Source organism: Streptomyces sp. NPDC057654 (assembly GCF_042800135.1).
Taxonomy (GTDB): Bacteria; Actinomycetota; Actinomycetes; order Streptomycetales; family Streptomycetaceae; genus Streptomyces.
Genome location: NZ_JBHVHQ010000016.1, coordinates 11,736 through 31,426, shown reverse-complemented (window position 1 = coordinate 31,426; position 19,691 = coordinate 11,736). Strand labels below are relative to the sequence as shown.

The following is a 19,691-nucleotide window of genomic DNA, read 5'->3' as shown; positions in this document are numbered from 1 at the left end:
CTTGGCGCGAGTGGCAGGAAGCCCCCTGGGGGCGCTTGCGCTACTCGGTCGCGGAGGCCAACCTGCTCGGCCGGCTCGGCGGCCCGGGCGCCGAGCCGCTGCGGATACTCGACCTCGCCGGCGGCGATGGCGGCGACGCCGTCCGCCTCGCGGCCCGGGGGCACCATGTCACCATCGTCGACCACGCACCCGCCATGCTGGCCGCGGCCGATGAGCGAGCCGTGGCGGGCGGCGTGACAGAGCTGATCAACTGCGTAGAGGCCGACGCGACCGCCCTGCCCCGCGACCTCGCTGACGGGCAGTTCGATGTCGTGCTCTGCCACAACCTCCTGCAATACGTGGAGGACGTGCCGGGCACTCTCACTTCGGCGCTCGCCCCGCTGAAGCCCGGGGGCGTGATCTCTGTCATGGCGATCAACCGGCATTCAGCACCCCTGAACATCGCTGTCCGACAGATGGACCCCGCGGCCGCGCTCGCCGCACTCGAAACCGACCAGGCCCGGACCCAGACGTTCGACTCGTCGCTGACCCTCCACACGGCCGAAGAGATCATTCCTCACCTGCGAGACCTCGGGTGCCGGGACATCGCCCACTACGGCATCCGCAGCTTCTGCGACTACATCACCGACGACGCACGCAAGCACGAACCGGACTTCTACGCCGACCTCGAACGCCTCGAACTCGCCACCACCGCTCGCCCGCCGTATATGCACACGGCCCGGCTCTTCCAGCTCACCGCCTGGAAGCGGACCGACTGACGTCGGACCAACCGTCCAGGATGACGGAGCCGTGTCGTCGATCCTCCAGCAAGCCCGGAACACCGCAGCCGACACCGCCCGTTCGCTCGACGCGAGCCGCCGCTCCAGTGATGTCGACGAGCTGACCAACGTGATCTGGCAGCACACGGCATCCCCGGTGATCACGTACGACTCATCCCGCCGCGAGTTCACGGCCCGGCTGCCCAAGCAGATGATGTACGAGGCGTTATTCAGGGGAGCGGGAGTGACGTGGTGAACCGGTGCTTCGACGAGGAACCCGAACTCGTCGTGCCGGAGGTCCCGCAAGCGCGCGTGTCAGCGATGAAACCGAGGGGCGGGCCGGCTTCTGGTGGCGTGGATGGAGCCGAGCAGGTCGAGGGAGTGGGCGCTGGGGCTGTCTGGTTCGGCGTGGTAGATGACGAGTTGCTGGCCGGGGGCTTCGCGTACGTCGAAGGCCTGGTAGGTGAGGGCGAGGGGGCCGACGTCGGGGTGGAGGAAATGCTTGGTGTCCTGAGTCTTGCCGTGCACGGCGTGGGTGTTCCAGAGGCGGGTGAAGTCAGCGCTGTGTTCGGTGAGGGCGCGGACGAGTTCGCGCAGCCGTGGGTTATCCGGGTCGAATCCGGCGGCCTCGCGCAGATTGGCGACGGTGGCCTGTGCCGCTCGGTCCCAGTCCGCGTAGAAGCCGCGGCCCGCGGGGTCGAGGAAGGCCATGCGGGCCAAGTTGTCCGCCGGCTCGAACGGGGCGTAGAGGGCATCGGCCAGGGCATTGGCGGCCAGGAGATCCAGGGTCCGGTTCATGACGAACGCGGGGGTGTTCGGGTAGCCGTCCATCAGCTGCCGCAGCGCCGGGCTGACCCGCTCGGCGGCGTGGGCGGAGGGCTGGTCGTTGAGTGTGGCCCCCGCCAGCCGGTACGCGTGCGCGCGGGCGTCAGTGTCGAGGTGCAGTGCGCGGCTGAGTGCGTCGAGCACCTGGGGTGAGGGGTTGCGCTCGCGGCCTTGTTCCAGGCGGGTGTAGTAGTCGGCGTTGACTCCGGCCAGGACGGCGACCTCCTCGCGGCGCAGTCCGGCGACCCTGCGGGCCCCGTAGCTCGGGATGCCGACGTCCTGCGGCCGCAGTGCGGCGCGGCGTGTGCGCAGGAAGTCTCCCAGGTGGTTGTCGTCCATGTGCTCAGGCTAGGCGGCGGTGGGGTGTGCTGCCTGGGTGTGCCGCACCCCGGCAGCGCACGTCCTGGTTGATGGCCGCTGACCTGCGCAGACTCGGAAGGGAGCGGCAAGGGCCGCGCCGTTCGAGGAGAGGAGTCGGCCATGGCCGTTGCCGTCGAGGGCGACCACGTGGACGTGGTCGGGATGTGGGTGACCGCGGATGGTCACATCCGGCAGGAGCTGCTGCCGGACGGGCGCTACGACGAAGCCCGCGGCGAGCGGCGCAGCGCGTACACCGGCCGGTACACGGTGACCGGCAGCCACCTGGACTACGTCGACGACACCGGGTTCACCGCCACGGGCGACATCCGGGACGGAGTGCTCTACCACGAGCACCTCGTGCTCCACCGGGAGCAGGAGCCGTCGTAGAAGAGGCCGGGGGAGGCGAATCCGCCCTCGGCGGACGAAAGGGCCACCCGATGCAGCAGCCCGTCAGTCAGCCCGTCAGCCCGTCAGTCCGTCAGTCAGCAGCAGCGAGAATTGAGGTCCCTATCCATGGCAGGACGACGGCTTGACGGCAAGGTCGCGCTGATCACGGGCGCGACCGGCGGCCTCGGCACAGCGACCGCCGAACTCTTCGCCCGCGAAGGCGCCCGGCTGGTGCTCACCGATATCGCCGAAGGCCCCCTGCGGGAGCTGTCTCACTGGATCGGGGCACGTGGCACGGAGGTCGTCGCCGCCCGTCTCGACGTCTCTTCCGCGCGGGAGTGGGACGAGGTGGTCACCCTCGTACGCGACCGGTTCGGAACGCTGGACGTGCTCGTGAACCTCGCCGGGATCCTGGACTGGCCAGGCATCGAGGACACGCGGGAAGAGGAGTGGGACCGCGTCATCGCCGTGAACCAGAAAGGCACATGGCTCGGCATGAAGGCGGCGATGCCGCTCCTGCGGGCGAGCGGCAACGCGTCGGTGATCAATACCTCGTCCGTACTCGGCCTGGTGGGAAGCGGTGCGGCCGCGGCCTACCAGGCGTCCAAGGGAGCCGTGCGCCTGTTGAGCAAGACCGCCGCGGTCGAATACGCCCGGCAGGGAGTACGGATCAACTCCGTGCATCCCGGCGTGATCGCCACACCGATGATCCAGGAACTCCTGGACGACCAGGGCGACCAGCAGCCGGACATCCAGCGCACCCCCATGCGCCGGGCCGGCCGCGCCGACGAGATCGCACCCGCGATCCTCTTCCTGGCCTGCGACGACTCCTCGTTCGTCACCGGCGCGGAACTGGTGGTCGACGGCGGACTCACCGCGCACTGAACAGCCCGGCCCCGGACCGTACGGGATCCGCGCCGGCCCGCCGCGGACGCCGCGACTTCGTGAGCCGACCAACGGCATGCTGGGTTCAGGCGTCGGCGGGGTAGTCGTCGTAGAAGCCACGGGCGGTCTTGACGCCGAGGTGGCCGGCTTCGACGTACCGCTTCAGCAGCTCGCGGGGGCCGGTGGGCAGGCCGGGGAGTTCGGCGGCGTAGTGCTCCTCGATGTCCAGGACGACATCCAGGCCGACGTGGTCCATCATGCGGAACGGACCGGCGGGGGTGCCCATGTTGATCTCCCACATGCGGTCGACGTCCTGCGGGGTGGAGACGCCCTCCGCGACCACTTCCAGGGATTCGCGTTTGATGGCGGCCCAGATGCGGTTGAAGATGAAGCCGGTCGACTCCTTGTGCGCTTCGAACGGGAAGACGCCGTACGCGGGCAGCTTCTCCTTGAGGAAGGCGAGTACGGCCGGGTCGGTCTGTCCGTTCGCCATCAGGTCGACCGCGTTCTGTACCGGCGGCATGTAGAAGTGCATGTTCACCACCCGCTCGGGGTGGCCGACGCGGTCGATGAACTGACTGGTCGGGTACGAGGAGGAGTTGCTCGCCAGGATCGCGTCGGGCTCGGCGCGGGCGTCCAGATCGGCGAAGACGCTCTTCTTCAGGTCGAGCCGCTCCGGGATCGCCTCGACGGTCAGCCAGGCCCCGGCGAGCGCCTCGGCGAGATCGTCGGTCACCTCGACGCGGCCCGGCGTGCCGCCCTCGACGCGGGCGGCCACCTCGGCGACGTTCTGCTCGACGTAGGTCTTCGCCGCCTCGCCCGCGGGTTCCGACTTGTCGTAGATGCGGACCAAGCCGCCGCGGGTGGCGAACATCAGCGCGATCCGGCGCCCCAGGGTGCCCGCGCCGATGACGGCCACCGGCCGCTGCTCGATACCGGTGGGAAGGGTGAGACCCATGTGCCGTTCATCTCCTCTGGTGCACCGCTCGTGGGCGGTGGCTCGTACGGTTCCGGAGTGGTTCCTGCTGCTTCTTGCTGCTTCTTGATGCGATGGCTGGTCAGGGCGGTGTGGGGCGGGGTGGGGTGGGGCGGTGCGCCGGCCCCGCCCCGGTCGCGTCGGGCGAGGGGCGGCAGGCACAGCTCACGCGGGAGGCAGCAGGCACAGCCCGGTCAGCGGAGTGCCGAGCGCGACGACCTCGCGGGGGCGACGGCCCGCGGCCGGGCCGTCGGGCAGCGGGACCTCGCGGATGTGCCCGCCCAGGTCGGCTGTATAGGCGAGGCCGGCCGTGTGATCGACGGCGAGGCCGATCGCCTCGGCGAACCCGTCGGCCAGGATCTCGGGGGCGCGGCCCGCGGCGCCGGGGGCGGGAACGGGCGCCCGGTTGAGGGTGTTGCCGTGCGGGGCGGCCCCGCGGTCGGTCCAGTAGAGCCGGCCTGCGTCCAGGTGCAGGTCGATGGGCTCGGGCAGGCCGCTCCACAGCACCTCGACGTCGCTGCGGTGCTCGGCGTTCTGGCCGGCGGGTATGTCCAGGCCGGCGCGCAGGATGCGGCCCTTGCCGCCCTTGGCCGGGCCCTTCTGCGTCCAGTACAGGTATCCGTGGGCCGGGTCGACGGCGACGCCGACGCACTCGCCCATGATCCCGTCCTGGGCCGGGTTGACGACCAGGTCGCTCAGGCCGCTGCCGTCCGTGCGGACCCGGCTGACCCGGTGGCCTTCCCGGTCGCCCCAGTACAGCGTGCCGGCGCCGTCCGAGGTCAGCTGCTTGCCGGTGGTCATCGCCCCGGCGGGCACGATATTGCGCCGGGGGCCGCCGCTGTACGGGCTCCAGGCGTGGACGCCGCCGTTGCGCCGGGAGAAGTCGTATCCGGCCTCGCCCGGCGTGTGGGGATCTGCCTCGGGGAGGCCCATCGTGGTCCAGTACACGGTGCCGGACTCCACGACGATGCCGTCCGGCGAGGCTCCGGCGTCCTCGACCAGGGTCTGCACCCGGCCGTCCGGGATGCTCACCTTCAGCACGCGTCCGGGGTGGAGTTGGAGGGCGAGCAGATATCCGGGCGCCGGCCGGGCGCTGTCCGATCCGGGCCCGGTCACTTCCGGCCTCCGTCGGCGGCACCCTCCGCGGCACCGGCACCCTCCGCGGCACCGGCACCGGCACCGGCACCGGCACCGGCACCGGCACCGGACTCCGACTCCGGCTGGGGCTCGGGCTCGGGCCAGTCCAGCGGCGCCAGGGCGCCGCGGGTACGCCGGTCACGCAGCTCGGCCAGCCGCTCGTAGGCGTCCTCGCCGGTGCCGTAGGCCTGCTCGACCGCGCCCAGGACCTCGTCCATCCGCGCCGGGTCGGGGCTGCCGGTCTCGAAGCGCATCTGCGAGCCCACGTGCTCCACGAGGTGGCGCATGCCGGCCGGCCCTCCGCCGAGGGCACCGCTCTGGAACGGGCCGATCGTGGCCCAGCGCAGCCCGAGCGAGGCGCGCACGAGGTCGTCGAGATCCCGTACGTCGATGACGCCCTGCTGCACCAGATGGATCGCCTGGTCGTTGAACACCTTCTGTAGGCGGTTGCCGACGAACCCGGGGATCTCCTTCTTCAGCCGGATCGGCAGCTTGCCGAGCCCCCGGTACACCTCCACCGCCCGTTCGACCGTCGCGGCCGAGGTCTCCGTACCGGGCACCACCTCCACCAGCGGCATCAGCTCGGGCGGGTTGAAGGGGTGGCCGATGACGATCCGGCCGGCCGCCGGGTTGTGCTGCGCGATCGCCGAGGGGAGCAGGGACGAGGAGGACGAGGCCAGCACCACGCCGTCGCGCGTGTGCGCGGCGAGCGTGGCGAACATCTGCTCCTTGACGTCGATCCGCTCCGGCCCGGCCTCCTGTACGAAGTCCGCGCCGTCCGCCGCCGCGGCCAGGTCGCGGGTCGCCGTCACCGCCAGGCCCGCCAGCTCGCGCGCCACCACCTCGTCCAGGTCCGGCCGCGGGTCGCTGACCCGGACCTCCCAGCCCGCCTCGCCGAACAGGCGCGCCCACGAGATGCCGATGACACCGGCGCCGACGATCGTCACGACCGCCATGAAAATCACCCCAGAGGAATCAGGAGAACCGGACAGCCCGGCCTGGACCCGCCGATGGACCGTTTCCAGCAAACGGTCCAGGTCACGGCGCAACAAGCCGACTGCGCCGAACGAGGTTCGGACCGGCGCCCGCATCTCCGGGCCGCTCTGGGCCGTTCCCAGCCGTTCCAGGCCGTGCACGATCCACTCCACACCCACCGGGAAAGGTCTGTCCAATATATGATTGAGGCATGACTGATATGGCTGAGGATATCGCCGACATCGCCCTGTCCCGGCGCCTTCTCGAACAGTTCCTCGCCGTGGTCCGCGAGGGCCACTTCGGACGGGCCGCCGAGGAGCTCGGCATGAGCCAGCCCCCGCTCAGCCAGTCCATCCAGCGCCTGGAGCGCATGCTCGGCGTGCGCCTGCTGGACCGCGGCCCGTCCGGCGCGAAGCCGACCGCCGCCGGCGAGGTCTTCGCCGCCGACGCGCAGCGGCTGCTCGACCTTCAGACGGCCGCGGTCGTACGGGCCCGCCGGGTGGCCGACGGCGTCGAGGGCGACATCCGGCTCGGCTACGTCAGCCTCCTCAGCCACCTCCACCTCCCCGCGATGCTGCGCGCCGTGGCCGAGGAACTCCCGGGCCTGCGCGTGCAACTGCACCACGGCTCCTCGGCCGCCGTCGCCGACCTGGTACGCACCGGAGCCCTCGACATCGGCTTCCTGCGCGACCCGGCCCGGCTGCCCGCCGGCCTCGTCAGCACGGTCGTGGCGACCGAACGCATCCAGGCGGCCGTGCCCAGCGGCCACCGCCTCGCCGACGCCGGCGAGATCGCCCTCGCCCAACTGCGCGACGAGGACTTCGCGATGCCCGACCCCACGGCCCTGCCGGTACTCGCCGAACAGGTGCACCTCGCCTGCCACCACGCGGGCTTCACCCCCCGGGCCTTCGTACTCGCCGACGAGCTCAGCGGCCTGTTCAGCTACGTCGCCGCCGGCCTGTGCGTGAGCCTGCTGCCCGAGGGCGTCCAGCACTTCTCCACCGGCAGCGTCAACTTCCTGCCCCTGCGCGGCGACGCCGGATACCTCGACACCACCGTCCAAGCCGTCCACCGCCCCGACGCCGACCCCACGGTGACCCGCCTACTACAGGCCATCACCGACTTCCAGCCGCTACGGGCCTGAACCTCGGGGCGCCGCCCTCACCTTCTCCGCATGGGCGGGGCGACAGCCGGATGAGGGCAGTTCGGTGCCCGGACATACCGCCGGGCCGGTCAGCAGCATGTCGATGGAAGACCGAACGGCCGGCGCATGCTGATGACCTCGCCTGCCGCCCGGGTACACAGCCCCCGAGCCGACGTCCTCGTGGCCGAGCCGCACATCTCGTGGCCTTGAACGAGACCGTTGTGATAGCCAGAATCAATGATCGCTCGGCTTCCCCTTGATGAGCAGTTGGACGTCTTCCGGACAGTCCTCTCCCGCAACGAGGTCCTGACGGACGTACTGACCAGAACCGCGGCGCTGGACCTGCCCGGTTGGTATGTGACCGCGGGCTGCCTGTTCCAGACGGTATGGAACGTCATCACCGACCAGCCGCCCACCAGCGGCATCAAGGACTACGACGTCTTCTACTTCGACAGCACCGATCTGTCCTGGGAAGCGGAAGACGCGGTGATCAAAGCCGGGCAGGAGGTGTTCGAGGGGGTGCCGGCCGAGGTGGAGATCCGAAACGAGGCGCGGGTGCATCTCTGGTACGAGGAGAAGTTCGGCGTGCCCTGCGCTCCGCACGCGTCCACGGAGGCCGCGATCGATTCCTTCGCGGCGACGACGTGCTGCCTGGGGGTGCGGCTGGAGCCGGACGGACGATGGCGTGTCTACGCCCCTCATGGCCTCTCCGACGTGTTCAACCTCGTCGTCCGCCCCAACCCGGCGCTCGCCCCGCGAGCCGTCTACGACGTCAAGACGCTGCGCTGGAAGAGCCAGTGGCCCGAGCTCACCGTGCTGCCGTGGCCGGCCTGACACTCTCCCTCCGGCCGACGAGCCCACCCCCGCCACTCCGTGCCGCGGGACGTACCGAGGGAACAAGAGCCCCCAGGCCGCCCGGTATGCCCTGTTGGCTGCGGGGGTCGGCCCTCTGCCGTCCCAGCGGTACCCGTCGCCGCCCGGGGCACTGGCTCCGCTACTCCAGCGGCAGGCCGACCCGTGCCGGGTCAAGGATCTTGACTATGCGAGTCGCCGCGGAGGGCCCCTTCCGCTTCGGCTGGCGGTGATAGCCGCGCACCAGAACGAGGTCTTCCCCCAGCAGGCGCTCATCGAGCCCCCTGGGCGCGAACGTGAAAAGCTCCTGGCCGGGGGCGCCGAAGGTGATGCCGGCGCGGCTCTTCCGCCGGTAGGGGTGGTTGTCGATGCGGTGCCGCGGCCGCAGGCCGGTACGGGCGCTGACGACAACGCCCTTCCACTCGCTGGTGTAGGGCGTCCCGACCGAGGAACTGTCCAACTTGAGCACGAGCCCGCGGAGTTGTTCGGGGTGCTGGTCGCGTACGCGCTGCCGGTCGCGCTGGTTCGCGAGACGCTTCTTGAGGGCCCTGTTCTGACGTGCGGTCATACTGCTTCCCCTCCCGGTCGCTGTGCGCCGGATCGGCACAACCCGACTATTCCAGCCGCACCCGCCGACGAGAGCCACCCCACCGACACACCTTTTTCGCCAGGCGCGAGGCGGTGGGGGAGGAGCACAGGAGAGTTCCGCGCATCCGGCCGGCGCCGATGAGAAAGAGCTCGCGGCGTACGCCTGGCGGTCAGAGAACCCTCGCGGCGTCGTCCGGCAGCATCCCGCGCCTCCGTACGCCCCCGTAACCCGTGATCACACAGGGCAGTTCAGCCGATATGCGCACAACGTCCTCACACACCTCGCTGCCCGCGCCCGTTACTGCCGTACCCTCCCTGCCGCGCCTGGCGGCCGCTTCGCTCGCCGGTACGGCCATCGAGTTCTACGACTTCCTCATCTACGGCATCGCGGCGGCTCTGGTCCTCGGGCCGAAGTTCTTCCCGACGGTCTCGCCCCTGGCCGGGACCCTCGCCTCCCTCGCCACCTTCGGCGTCGGTTTCGCGGCGCGGCCGCTGGGATCCGCGCTCTTCGGCCACCTGGGGGACCGGCGCGGCCGGCGGCCCGTCCTGGTGATCTCGCTGCTGGTGACCGGCCTCGCCACGGTCGCTGTCGGCTGCCTGCCGACGTACGGGTCGATCGGCGTCGCCGCGCCCGTACTGCTGGTGGTACTGCGCTTCGTCCAGGGGATCGGGGTGGGCGGGGAGTGGGGCGGCGCGGTGCTGCTGACCGCCGAGCACGCGCCGGCCCACCGGCGCGGACTGTGGTCGAGCTTCCCGCAGATCGGCCCGCCGCTCGGCTCAGTCCTGGCCAACAGCGTCATGCTGGTGCTGTCCGCCACGTTGAGCGACGCGCAGTTCATGCTCTGGGGCTGGCGGCTGCCGTTCCTGTTCGCGGGCGTGCTCACCGCGGCGGGACTCGCGCTGCGCACCTCGCTCCCGGAGAGCCCCGACTTCCTCGAACAGCGCGAGCACGCCCGTATGCCGCTCGTCGAAGTGGCACGCGAGCACGGGCGGCTGGTCCTGCTCACCGCGGGAGCACTCGCCACCTCGACCGCCGTCTCCTACACCATGTCGACCTGGGCCCTGTCCTACGCCGTCGACCGCCTGGGCGTGGACCGCACCGTCATGCTCGGCTGCACCCTGTCCATCGCTGTCATCACGGGCGCGCTCATGCCCGTGGCCGCCCTCCTGGGGGACCGCTACGGGCGGCGGCCGCTGTGTCTGCTGGGGTGCACGGGCTGCGCGGTGTGGATGTTCCCGATGATCGGCCTCCTGTCGACCGGCCGACCGCTGCTGATCTTCCTCGGATACCTGGGCGCGATGCTCGGGTGCGTCACGATGCTCGCCGCCATCGCGGCGTATCTGCCGGAGCTGTACGCGTCCCGGGTGCGCTGTACGGGCGCGTCCATCGGCTACAACCTGGGCGCGGTCCTGGGCGGCGCCCTCACACCAATGGTGGCCACCACCCTTGCCCACGGCCCCGGCACCCCCTGGGGCGTGGCCGCATACCTGACCGCGGTAGCCCTGCTGAGCCTCGGCTGCTTCACCCTCCTGCCGGACACCCGCACCCCGACCTCCCAGTCAGCTACGGCCACCGCATAGACGCACCACCGTCCGGTGCCAAGGACGCGGGCGTAGGCGCTGATCCCGTACGCGGTGAGCGCCTGGGGGAGGGGGAGGGGTGGCCGCGGCGATCTGAGCGACACCCGCCTCGTCGCCGTCGGCGTCGGCGTTCAGCAGGTGGTGACGGGGCGAGGTAGGCGGCGAGGGGGGATTCACAAGAGCACAAGCGTTTGACGCGTTCACGCATTCGCCCACCATCGGGGCTTCCCCGAGGCGTGGGGCGCCGGTTCGCTGAGGTGTAGCCACCAGCCCGCCGGTGGCCCGCGTACGGAGAGGTACGGACATGGTTTCTCATGAGCCGGCGAGCCGGCCGCTGGTGAGTTCGCGGCGGCAGCTCCCCCTGACACCCTCAGCCGCACCGCGCCGACGCCGGCCGATGAGGTCGAGGAACTCGCGGCACCTCAGACCCAGTACGGCGCCGTCGGCTCCGTACCCCGGAGCGCCGGCCGCAGCCACGTGTCCCGATGCGGCTCTTCGTCTCTCGTGCCTTCGAGCCGCCTCGCGCCTCGGACGATGAAGACGCCTGCACCGCATTGCTGCACCGCTCCTTCCCCGATATTCGAGAGCTGATCGCCTATGTCTGTGCCCGATCCATTCGAATCCGCAGAGCCCGGAGCGCAGTTGCGGCACCCGGCAGAACCCTGGCGCATCAAGAGCGTCGAGCCGCTTCGCCTCACCAGCCCGCAAGAGCGTCGTGACGCCCTGGAAAAGGCGGGCTACAACGTGGGCCTGCTGCCCGCCGACCTCGTGTACATCGACTTGTACACCGATTCCGGGACCAATGCGATGTCCGACCGGCAGTGGGCCGCGGTCATGCTCGGGGACGAGTCCTACGCCGGGTCCCGCAGCTTCTACCGCTTGGAGGAGGCGGTACGCCAGTACTACGGATACGAGCATGTGATCCCGGCCCATCAGGGGCGGGCGGCGGAGAACATCCTCTCGCGCATCCTGATACGGCCCGGACACCAGGTGCCGGGGAACATGTACTTCACCACCACCCGTACGCATCAGGAGCTCAACGGCGCGGTCTTCCACGACATCGTGGTCGACGAGGCTCACGACCCCGACGCGGACCTGCCGTTCAAAGGCGACGTCGACCTGGGCAAGCTGAAGCGGCTCATCGACGAGGTGGGGGCCGAGCAGATTCCGTACGTGTCTCTGGCCGCGACGGTGAACATGGCCGGCGGCCAGCCCATCAGCCTGGCCAACATGGCCGAAGTCCGTGAACTGACGCGACGGCACCGCATCCCGGTGATCCTCGACGCCGCACGGGCCGTGGAGAACGCCTGGTTCATCAAGCAGCGCGAACCGGGCTGGGGCGTCAGGACGGTGGCGGAGATTCTGCGTGAGATGTGCGCGCTGACCGACGGCGCCACGATGTCGGCGAAGAAGGACAGCTTCGCCAACATCGGCGGCTGGCTCGCCGTCCGCGACCCCCGACTCGCCGAGCAGGCGCGCAACCTGGTCGTCGTCTATGAGGGCCTGCACACCTACGGTGGAATGGCCGGCCGCGACTTGGAGGCGGTGGCGCAGGGAATCGAGGAATCGGTCCAGGAAGACAGCATCCGTACCCGCGTCGAGCAAGTGGCCTACCTGGGAGCCCGGATCGGCGCCGCCGGTGTGCCCATCGTCCGCCCGGTGGGCGGGCACGCCGTGTTCCTGGACGCCCGGGCATTCCTGCCCGGTGTGCCGCCGGAGGAGTTTCCCGCACAGACGCTGACATGCGCGCTCTACCTGGACGCGGGGATCCGCTCCACCGAGCGCGGCGCCGTCTCGGCGGGACGCGATCCGGACACCGGCGAGAACCGTTACCCGCGCCTGGAACTGGTCCGGCTGACCATTCCGCGCCGTGCCTATACCCAGAGCCACATGGACACCGTCGCCGACAGCGTCGCCCGTCTCCACGCCCGGCGTGGAGAGTTCGCCTCCGGCGTGGCCTTCACCCACGAACCCGCCACACTGCGCTTCTTCCAGTCCCGGTTCCGACCTCTGGCGAACGCGCCCCTGTTCGGTCCGGCCGCGCACTGACGCACGTACCACCCCGCATCCCCACCCTGCCTCGCCTCGCCCCGCCCCGCCTCGCCCACTGAGCTGAGCTGTCTGCCCCCCATCGCGTCGGCCATGACGGCCGGCGCCCCCGAAGGGAGATGCTGATGCCGGAACTGTCCACCACTGACACCACCCCACTGACGCCCACGCCTCTCATGGAACTCGCCACCGGATTCTGGAGTTTCAAAACCTACGCGGGCGCCCTCGACCTCGGCCTTTTCGACCTGCTGGCCGGAGGCCGTGAACTGACCATGGAGGAAGTCTCCGCCGGACTCGGCATCGCCGCGCGCCCGGCCGATCTCCTCCTGGCCGGATGCGCCTCGCTGGGCCTGCTGGACAAGGACGGCTTCCGCTACCGCAACACCCCCCTCTCGGAAGAGTTCCTGGTCGAGGGGCGCCCCTGCTACTTCGGCGGCTTCGTCCGCTACCTGGACCGCCGTGAGTACCCCGCCTGGCAGTCCATCGCCGAGGTGATGCGCGAGAACCGCCCCTCCACCTGGGCCCCGGGCACTCAGGAGTCGCTGTTCGACACCGTGGACCCCGAAACGCTGCGGCTCTTCTGGGACTGCATGTACTCCATCTCGACCTTCACCGCACGGGCCCTCGCCCAGGTCCACGACTTCACACGGCACAGCAGGCTGCTGGACGTGGGCGGCGGGGCGGGCGCGTTCCCCATCGAACTGTGCCGCCGCTTCAGCCGGCTGTCGGCGACGGTCTTCGACCTCCCGCCCGTCTGCGATCTGGCACGCAAGAAAATCGCCGAAGCGCGGCTGGAAAGCAGCGTCGACACGCTCGGCGGTGACTTTCATCGCGACGCCGGGCTGCCCGGCGGCTACGACGCCATCCTGCTGAGCATGATCCTGCACGACTGGGACGAGGAAACCGGCCGGGCGCTGTTGCGCAAGTGCCGGGCGGCCCTGGCCCCCGGCGGCTCCGTGCTGATCTGCGAACTGCTGCTCAACGACGAACGCACCGGCCCGCCCGCCGCCGCCCTGATGGGCATGAACATGCTCGTAGAGACCGAGGGGGGCAAGAACTACTCGGCCGCCGAGTACTCCACATGGCTGCGGGAGGAAGGTTTCGCCCGGGTGGAAGTGCTGCCCTTCGAAGCTGCCGGCGCCAACGGCGTCGTCGTCGGCCACCTCGACTGATGCCCGCCCACCGCACCGGCCCGACACCAAGGACACGGCCGCCGCCGCACCGGACTCGTACCGGCCCCGTACCGAGGATGCGCCCCTGCCGGACCGGCCCTGTACCCGGGAAGTGGCCCTCACCGCGACCCTCCTTGCAGTCCGAAACGCAGCCCGAAAGGCAGTCCGATCCGAAGGGCAGTGCGAACGACAGTCCGATAGGCAGTACGAAAGGCACGCCATGCCCATGCGTACGACTCCGCCCGGCTACGACCGGACCCGGCACGGAGTGCATCTGCTCCAGTCCGCCGACGTCATCGCCGACCCGACCCGCTACATCAACGCCATCACCGAACTCGGTCCCCTGTTCTTCGACGAGGTCGGCTCCGTGTGGGTGTGCTCCGGCTACGCCGAAGCCGTTGAGATCCTGCGCGACCACGAACGTTTCTCCTCCGTACGCGAGCACACCCCTCACGCCCTGCGCGCACGGGGCCTGCACGCGTCCGCCCACCTGAGCGCGATGGTCCACGAACAGATGCTCTTCCTGGACCCGCCGCGGCACCACGCCATCCGCTCCGCCCTCGCCGGCCAGTTCTCGGGCCCCCGCGTCAAGAGCCGGGAGGACGACCTGCGGTCCATCGTCACCAGCACCCTGCACACCCTTCCCGAGCAGGGCGCTTTCGACCTCGTCGAGGACTACGCCGCGAAACTCCCCTCCGCCCTGGTCGCCTACCTGTTCGCAATGCCCGGCCGGGAGGCGGAACTCACCCGATGGGCCGAGGCGTACGAACGGTTCCTCGGCAGCCTGGCCGCCCTGCCCGCGGCCCCCGATGCCGAAGTCGACCAGACCCTCGCCCAGGCTCTGAACGCCCTGGAGCAGGAGGCCCGTCACCGGATCGGGCACCCGGGCGACGACGTGATCAGCGCGCTCACCGCTCCGCTGGCCGACCGGACCCCCACCGAGGAAGAAGTCCTCGCGGTCGCCGCGAACGGCATCGTCCTGGTCGGCGGCGGCTACCAGACCCTCACCCATCTCGTGACCTCTGCCTTGCTGGCCCTGCATCACGACCCCGAACGTCGGCGCCGAGTGCGGCAGGACCCGGCGCTGCTCGCCGACGTCGTCACCGAGACCATGCGCGTCAACGGCTCCAGCCAGTTCGTCGCACGCAGGGCCACTGCCGACACCACCGTCCACGGAACCCCCATCACGGCCGGTGACAGCGTCCTCGTCCACCTGGCCGCCGCCAACCTCGACCCGCGCACCTTCACCGACCCCGGGACGCTCGACCCGGACCGGCACGGCCCCCGGCATCTGGGCTTCGGAGCCGGACGCCACACCTGCCCCGGCGCAGGCTACGCGGAACGCCTGGCCTGCTACGCCCTTGAGGGCTTCCTGGCCAAGTACCCGTTCTACGCACCCGAGGACGGCCCCTCCGCCCTGGTCTGGGGCCTGCACGGAAACACCCGCTGCCTCCAGCACGCCAAGGTGCGCGTCAGCCCCCACACCCCCGACGGCACCGAATCCGAGAGGCCCGGCCACATCGAATCCGAGAGGCCCGGCCACCTCGAAACCGAGAGGCCCGACGGCACCGAAACCGCGAGGTCCGACCACACCGAATGCGACAAGCCCGACCACACCGAATGCGACAAGCCCGACCACACCGAAACCGAGAGGCGAGACGCACCCGTGCCCACCACCCGCCCCCTCGACGCCGCCCCCGCATCCCCACAGCGGCAGACCCCCACCACCCCACAGCGACCGGCTACCGCCGCATGCTGGCACGAAGCCTTCGAACAGCAGGCCCGGACCACCCCCGACGCCCCAGCCGTACAAGGCCCCCACGAGACCCTCACCTACCGCGAACTCGACGAGCGGGCCAATGCCCTGGCCTACCGGCTGCGCAGGCAAGGGGCCAGGCCCGGCACCGTCGCCGCCGTGGTCATGGAGCGCTCCGCCGAGTTCGTACTGGCCGTACTCGCCGTCGCCAAGACTGGTGCCGCGTTCCTCCTCGCCGATGTGTCATGCCCCCGCGAGCGTCTGCGGACCATGCTCGTCGAAGCCGAGGCACGTCTGGTCATCAGCGATCACTCCGTGCCTGCCGCCGCCTTCCCGGCCCAGGTGACCGCTACCGGCGACGGCGCCCGGCACCCCGATGCCCCGTTGACCGGAGCCACCGCCGGAGATACCGCCTACGTCGTCTTCACCAGCGGCACCACCGCCACCCCCAAGGCCATCGCCATCAGCCACGAGGCCACCGTCAACCTCCACCTCGCCCAGCAGGAGATCTTCCACCAGGGCCCGGGGGACCGGGTCCTTCAGTTCCTCTCCCCGAACTTCGACGGCTGCGTCGCCGACCTCACCCTCGCCCTGCTGTCCGGCGCCACCCTGGTCGTCGCCCCCTCCGAGGACCTCATCGTCGGACCGCCCCTGACGCGGCTACTCGCCGCCCAGAAGATCACCATCGTGATCCTCACCCCCTCGGTCTGGATGGCGCTTCCCGACGAACCCCTGCCCGACCTGCGGATCGCGGCCTCCGCGGGCGAACGTCTCCCCGCCGCCTGGGCACGACGCTGGTCCCGCCCCGGACGCCGCCTGCTCAATCTCTACGGACCCGCCGAAACCGCGGTCCTGGCCACCTGGCACGAATGCTCACCCGCCGAAGAACGCCCGCCCATCGGACGGCCCGTCGCCAACAAGCACGCCTACCTCCTCGACGACGCACTGCGCCGAGTCCCCGCCGGGCAGGAGGGCGAACTGTGGATCGGCGGCACCGGGGTCGGCCGCTACCTCAACCAGCCCGATCTGATGGAAAAGCACTTCGCCCGCGACCCTCACACCAGCACCGCGGAGCCCCTGAGCCTCCTCTACCGCACCGGAGACATCTGCCGCACCCGTCCCGACGGCACGCTCGACTACATCAGCCGCCGCGACCGCCAGGTCAAATTCCACGGCCAACGCGTCGAACTCGACGAGATCGAACGCGTACTGGAAACGGCCCCCGGCGTCGCCGCCTGCCACGTCCACCCCCAGGACGACCGCCTCGAAGCCCTGATCGTCCCCACCGGACCCCACCTCGACGAAGAACCGATCAGCACGCACCTCAACGCCCGCCTGCACAGCGCCATGGTGCCCACCACGTTCACCCAGGTCACCGAACTCCCGCGGTCCATCAACGGCAAGTCCACCCACAACGGCGCCGCCCCCGACCCGCCGCCGGACACCACCCCGCCCGCGCCCGTAACCGGCCCGGAAGCCGACGAACGACGGCGCTCCCACCTCACCTGGAAGATCGCCCAGGAGTTCGCGCACACCCTGGACCTGCCCCTGCGCGATATCGGCACCGCCTCCGACTTCTTCGGCATCGGCGGCGACTCCATCAAACTGGCCGCCTTCCTCGCCCGGATGGAAGCTCTCGCCGGCGCTCCCGTGGACACCGCGGCGCTCATCACCGCCCCCACCCCCGCGAAGATCGCGGACCTTCTCCTCACCGCGGGAATCCCCTCATGATCCGCCCGGTCCTGCGCACGAAAAAGGCCACCGGCCCCCACAGCGTCCTCTTCGTCCACGGCACCATGGACCACAGCGCCGCCTTCCAACAGGCCGCCGCCCACCTGCCCGACTGGACGGTCTCCGGGTACGACCGGCGAGGCTGGGGCGCCTCCCGCCAGCTGGCCGATACCCGGACCGCGCTGGCCGACCACGTCGCCGATCTCATCGCCGTGGCAACCCGACTACGGCAGCCCGTCCTGGCAGGACACAGCTACGGCGCCCTGACGGCCCTGGCCGCCGCAGCCCAACGCCCCGACCTGTTCCGCGCGGTAGTCGCCTACGAACCCCCCGTCCCCTGGCTGCCCTGGTGGCCCGGCACCGCACCCTGGGAACAATTGGTCCACGACACCATCCCTCAAGGACCCGCCGCCACGGCCCGCGCCCTGCGGCAGGCAGTCCTCGGCCGCCCCGCGCACGGCACGGGCGACGCACAGCTCCACCCCGACGGCCTCGCCCTCATACGCGAGATGACCGATCCCACCCTGGACAAGCCCTGCTTCGACCCGAGCACCCTGCACACACCAGTGCTCACCGCCTCCGGAAGCCGCTCCCTGCCCCACCACCAGCAGACCGCGCTCCATCTCGCCCACCTCCTGCCCGCAGGGCGCCACGAGACCGTCGAAGGCGCAGGCCACATCGCCCACGCCACCCACCCACAGCGCTTCGCGGAACTCCTGGCCCAGACCACGACCGCCACCCCCGCCCGCTGACCCCGTATCCGCTGACCCTGTGTCCGCTGAGCCCGTGTCCGCTGAGCCCGCGCCCGGCCGGCACACGAGAACGAGCCGGACCGCCACCGCTCACCCGCAGGAGGATCTCCCCGTGCTGCCCAGCAACCTGGAAACGGCCGTCCTCGGCGTCATCACCACACCCGTCCTGCACCTCGCCGACCGCCACCACGTCTTCGCCCACCTCACAGCCGCAGGCCCCGCCCGCGCCGAGGACATCGCCCAAGCCCTTCGCCTCGACGCCGACACCCTCGAACGCATGCTGCTGCTCCTCACCGCGCACCAGATCCTTCACCGCACGCCCACCGGACATTACGAGGTCGGCCCGGACGTACAGCCCTTCCTCGACCCCGGCGATCCGCACTACATCGGCGGCTTCCTCACCCACCTCGTCCAGGAGACAGCCCCCCGTACCCCCGCCCTCGGCGCCTACCTCCGGCACGGAAAGACCGCCGTGGACGGCCCCGACGCCCGGCCCTTCGCTTCCCTCTACCGGGACGAGCAGTCCACCCGCCGCTTCCTCACCGCCATGTGGGACCTCAGCTATGCCCCCTCCCGAGAACTCGCCGCACTCGGGGACCTCACCACAAGCACCCACCTCATCGACGTCGGCGGAGCCACCGGCCCGTTCGCCGTCGCCGCCCTGCACCACGCACCCGCCCTGGAGGCCACCGTCTTCGACCTCCCGCAGGTCGAGCCCTACCTCGACGAGACACGGAAGGCGCACCGCCTGGCAGACCGCCTCCACTTCACTCCGGGCGACTTCTTCACCGACGAACTGCCCGAGGGCGACTGCATCGCCTTCGGCTACATCCTGTCCGACTGGCCCGACCCCACCTGCGCCCAACTCCTCCGCAAAGCGCACCGCGCCTGCCGCCCCCACGGACACGTCCTCGTCATGGACCGCCTCTTCGACGACACCCGCCAAGGCCCCCTGGCCACCTCCGCGATGAACCTCACCATGCACCTGGAAACCCAAGGCCGGCACCGCACCGCCCACGAATTCACCGCACTCCTCCACGACGCCGGCTTCACCCGCTGCGAGGTCCGCGAGTCCAGCGGCGACAAACACCTCATCGTCGGCTACAGCGACTGACTGAACTGCCGCGACGTAATACGGCCGTCCGGTCGAGCTCCAAGGCAGCCGACTGACGGGGCTTGTCGGCGGTCTGCATGGACTCCGGCAGCCGGCCCTCTGCCGACGCGCCACCGGCACCGCCGCGGGAATCCACCTGCTCACCGGCTGCCGCACTCACGGCCGGCGACGGAGGGGCGAGGCGGCGCCGGCACAGCTCGATTACCGCCTCTTGGTCCTCGGCGCTCCCAACACGCCATCGGTCCCCCTCCGGCGGCGACGGCCGGGGCCGGCCGGCGTCCGGGGAACGCGGGTGGTTCCCCGCGGGCAGCGCATGGAGCCGGGCGACGTCGGTGCGGCCGCGGCTGAGCAGCGGTTCCGCCCGCGTGCGCGCCGCTTGGGGGTGGTACGCAGCGCTCGGCCTGGCCTTTGGCATATGCAGTGCTGTGAAGGGCGCGGGAGATGCCTGTGTGCGCCGTCGTGAAGGGGTTGTATCCAATTGGCGCGAGGGGTCCACTGGAGTTGCTGGTTCGATCTGACCTTTCTGGTGTTTCTGTGAGAGATGGGACGGGCGGTCCGATGAATGCTGGGCTGCGTATCCCGGCCCCGGCCCGGTGCATGCCGAGCGCCGGGGGGCGAGCGCCGGGGTGATGCGGCGGGGAACGTCCGG

At 70.6% G+C, this 19,691-nt stretch carries 17 protein-coding genes; 12 read left to right on the top strand and 5 right to left on the bottom strand.

Annotated features, from left to right (window positions below; genetic code table 11):
- Both ACFU99_RS03100 and ACFU99_RS03095 read left to right on the top strand, forming a co-directional pair.
- On the top strand, positions 1-758 hold a 758-nt coding region (locus ACFU99_RS03100), incomplete at its 5' end, for a class I SAM-dependent methyltransferase (protein ID WP_384384899.1).
- Positions 759-789: 31 nt separating this feature from the next.
- Positions 790-1,014: a hypothetical protein gene (locus tag ACFU99_RS03095; RefSeq protein WP_384384897.1), complete on the top strand. Its 225-nt coding sequence runs from the start codon at positions 790-792 to the stop codon at positions 1,012-1,014.
- 59 nt (positions 1,015-1,073) lie between these two features.
- Here ACFU99_RS03095 and ACFU99_RS03090 read toward each other — a convergent pair whose 3' ends face one another.
- On the bottom strand, positions 1,074-1,922 hold the full coding sequence (locus tag ACFU99_RS03090) for a helix-turn-helix domain-containing protein (RefSeq protein WP_384384894.1): 849 nt from the start codon (positions 1,920-1,922) through the stop codon (positions 1,074-1,076).
- Between the two features lie 141 nt (positions 1,923-2,063).
- Between ACFU99_RS03090 and ACFU99_RS03085 the strand changes: the two genes are divergently transcribed.
- Positions 2,064-2,330: an Atu4866 domain-containing protein gene (locus ACFU99_RS03085; protein WP_384384891.1), complete on the top strand. Its 267-nt coding sequence runs from the start codon at positions 2,064-2,066 to the stop codon at positions 2,328-2,330.
- Between the two features lie 126 nt (positions 2,331-2,456).
- Positions 2,457-3,215 (top strand): SDR family NAD(P)-dependent oxidoreductase, encoded by a 759-nt coding sequence (locus tag ACFU99_RS03080; protein WP_384384889.1) that lies wholly within the window; start codon positions 2,457-2,459, stop codon positions 3,213-3,215.
- An 85-nt stretch (positions 3,216-3,300) separates the two neighbouring features.
- Here the strand turns inward: ACFU99_RS03080 and ACFU99_RS03075 are convergent, their stop codons facing one another.
- The 3 genes from ACFU99_RS03075 to ACFU99_RS03065 all read right to left on the bottom strand — a co-directional run bounded on the left by ACFU99_RS03075 (position 3,301) and on the right by ACFU99_RS03065 (position 6,284).
- Complete coding sequence (locus tag ACFU99_RS03075) at positions 3,301-4,173, bottom strand: 3-hydroxyacyl-CoA dehydrogenase family protein (RefSeq protein WP_384384887.1); 873 nt, start codon at positions 4,171-4,173, stop codon at positions 3,301-3,303.
- A gap of 183 nt (positions 4,174-4,356) precedes the next feature.
- Complete coding sequence (locus tag ACFU99_RS03070; protein WP_384384884.1) at positions 4,357-5,307, bottom strand: hypothetical protein; 951 nt, start codon at positions 5,305-5,307, stop codon at positions 4,357-4,359.
- Positions 5,304-6,284 carry a 3-hydroxyacyl-CoA dehydrogenase NAD-binding domain-containing protein gene (locus tag ACFU99_RS03065; protein ID WP_384384882.1) on the bottom strand — a complete coding sequence of 327 codons (981 nt, stop codon included), beginning with the start codon at positions 6,282-6,284 and terminating at the stop codon, positions 5,304-5,306. The genes ACFU99_RS03070 and ACFU99_RS03065 overlap by 4 nt, the downstream gene beginning before the upstream one ends.
- 230 nt (positions 6,285-6,514) lie before the next feature.
- Between ACFU99_RS03065 and ACFU99_RS03060 the strand changes: the two genes are divergently transcribed.
- Positions 6,515-7,447 (top strand): LysR family transcriptional regulator, encoded by a 933-nt coding sequence (locus ACFU99_RS03060; RefSeq protein ID WP_384384879.1) that lies wholly within the window; start codon positions 6,515-6,517, stop codon positions 7,445-7,447.
- 237 nt (positions 7,448-7,684) lie between these two features.
- Complete coding sequence (locus tag ACFU99_RS03055; protein ID WP_384384877.1) at positions 7,685-8,281, top strand: nucleotidyltransferase family protein; 597 nt, start codon at positions 7,685-7,687, stop codon at positions 8,279-8,281.
- 160 nt (positions 8,282-8,441) lie between these two features.
- On the opposite strand, the gene ACFU99_RS03050 is transcribed toward ACFU99_RS03055, so the two are convergent.
- Positions 8,442-8,867 carry a hypothetical protein gene (locus ACFU99_RS03050; RefSeq protein ID WP_384384874.1) on the bottom strand — a complete coding sequence of 142 codons (426 nt, stop codon included), beginning with the start codon at positions 8,865-8,867 and terminating at the stop codon, positions 8,442-8,444.
- 278 nt (positions 8,868-9,145) lie between these two features.
- Here ACFU99_RS03050 and ACFU99_RS03045 point away from each other — a divergent pair, with 278 nt between their 5' ends.
- From ACFU99_RS03045 to ACFU99_RS03020, 6 genes are all read left to right on the top strand, one after another.
- Entirely contained in the window at positions 9,146-10,468 is a 1,323-nt protein-coding gene (locus ACFU99_RS03045; RefSeq protein ID WP_384384872.1) for an MFS transporter, read from the top strand.
- 603 nt (positions 10,469-11,071) lie between these two features.
- Positions 11,072-12,517, top strand: a complete 1,446-nt coding sequence (locus tag ACFU99_RS03040) for a tryptophanase (protein ID WP_384384870.1) — start codon at positions 11,072-11,074, stop codon at positions 12,515-12,517.
- A 125-nt stretch (positions 12,518-12,642) separates the two neighbouring features.
- Positions 12,643-13,689, top strand: a complete 1,047-nt coding sequence (locus ACFU99_RS03035; RefSeq protein WP_384384867.1) for a methyltransferase — start codon at positions 12,643-12,645, stop codon at positions 13,687-13,689.
- Positions 13,690-13,915: 226 nt separating this feature from the next.
- Positions 13,916-17,176 carry an amino acid adenylation domain-containing protein gene (locus ACFU99_RS03030; RefSeq protein ID WP_384384864.1) on the top strand — a complete coding sequence of 1,087 codons (3,261 nt, stop codon included), beginning with the start codon at positions 13,916-13,918 and terminating at the stop codon, positions 17,174-17,176.
- The gene (locus tag ACFU99_RS03025; protein WP_384384861.1) at positions 17,173-17,928 is read left to right on the top strand and encodes an alpha/beta fold hydrolase; all 756 of its coding nucleotides are present in this window, start codon (positions 17,173-17,175) and stop codon (positions 17,926-17,928) included. The genes ACFU99_RS03030 and ACFU99_RS03025 overlap by 4 nt, the downstream gene beginning before the upstream one ends.
- Before the next feature lie 112 nt (positions 17,929-18,040).
- Positions 18,041-19,042: a methyltransferase gene (locus ACFU99_RS03020; RefSeq protein ID WP_384384858.1), complete on the top strand. Its 1,002-nt coding sequence runs from the start codon at positions 18,041-18,043 to the stop codon at positions 19,040-19,042.
- The last annotated feature ends 649 nt before the right edge of the window (positions 19,043-19,691 follow it).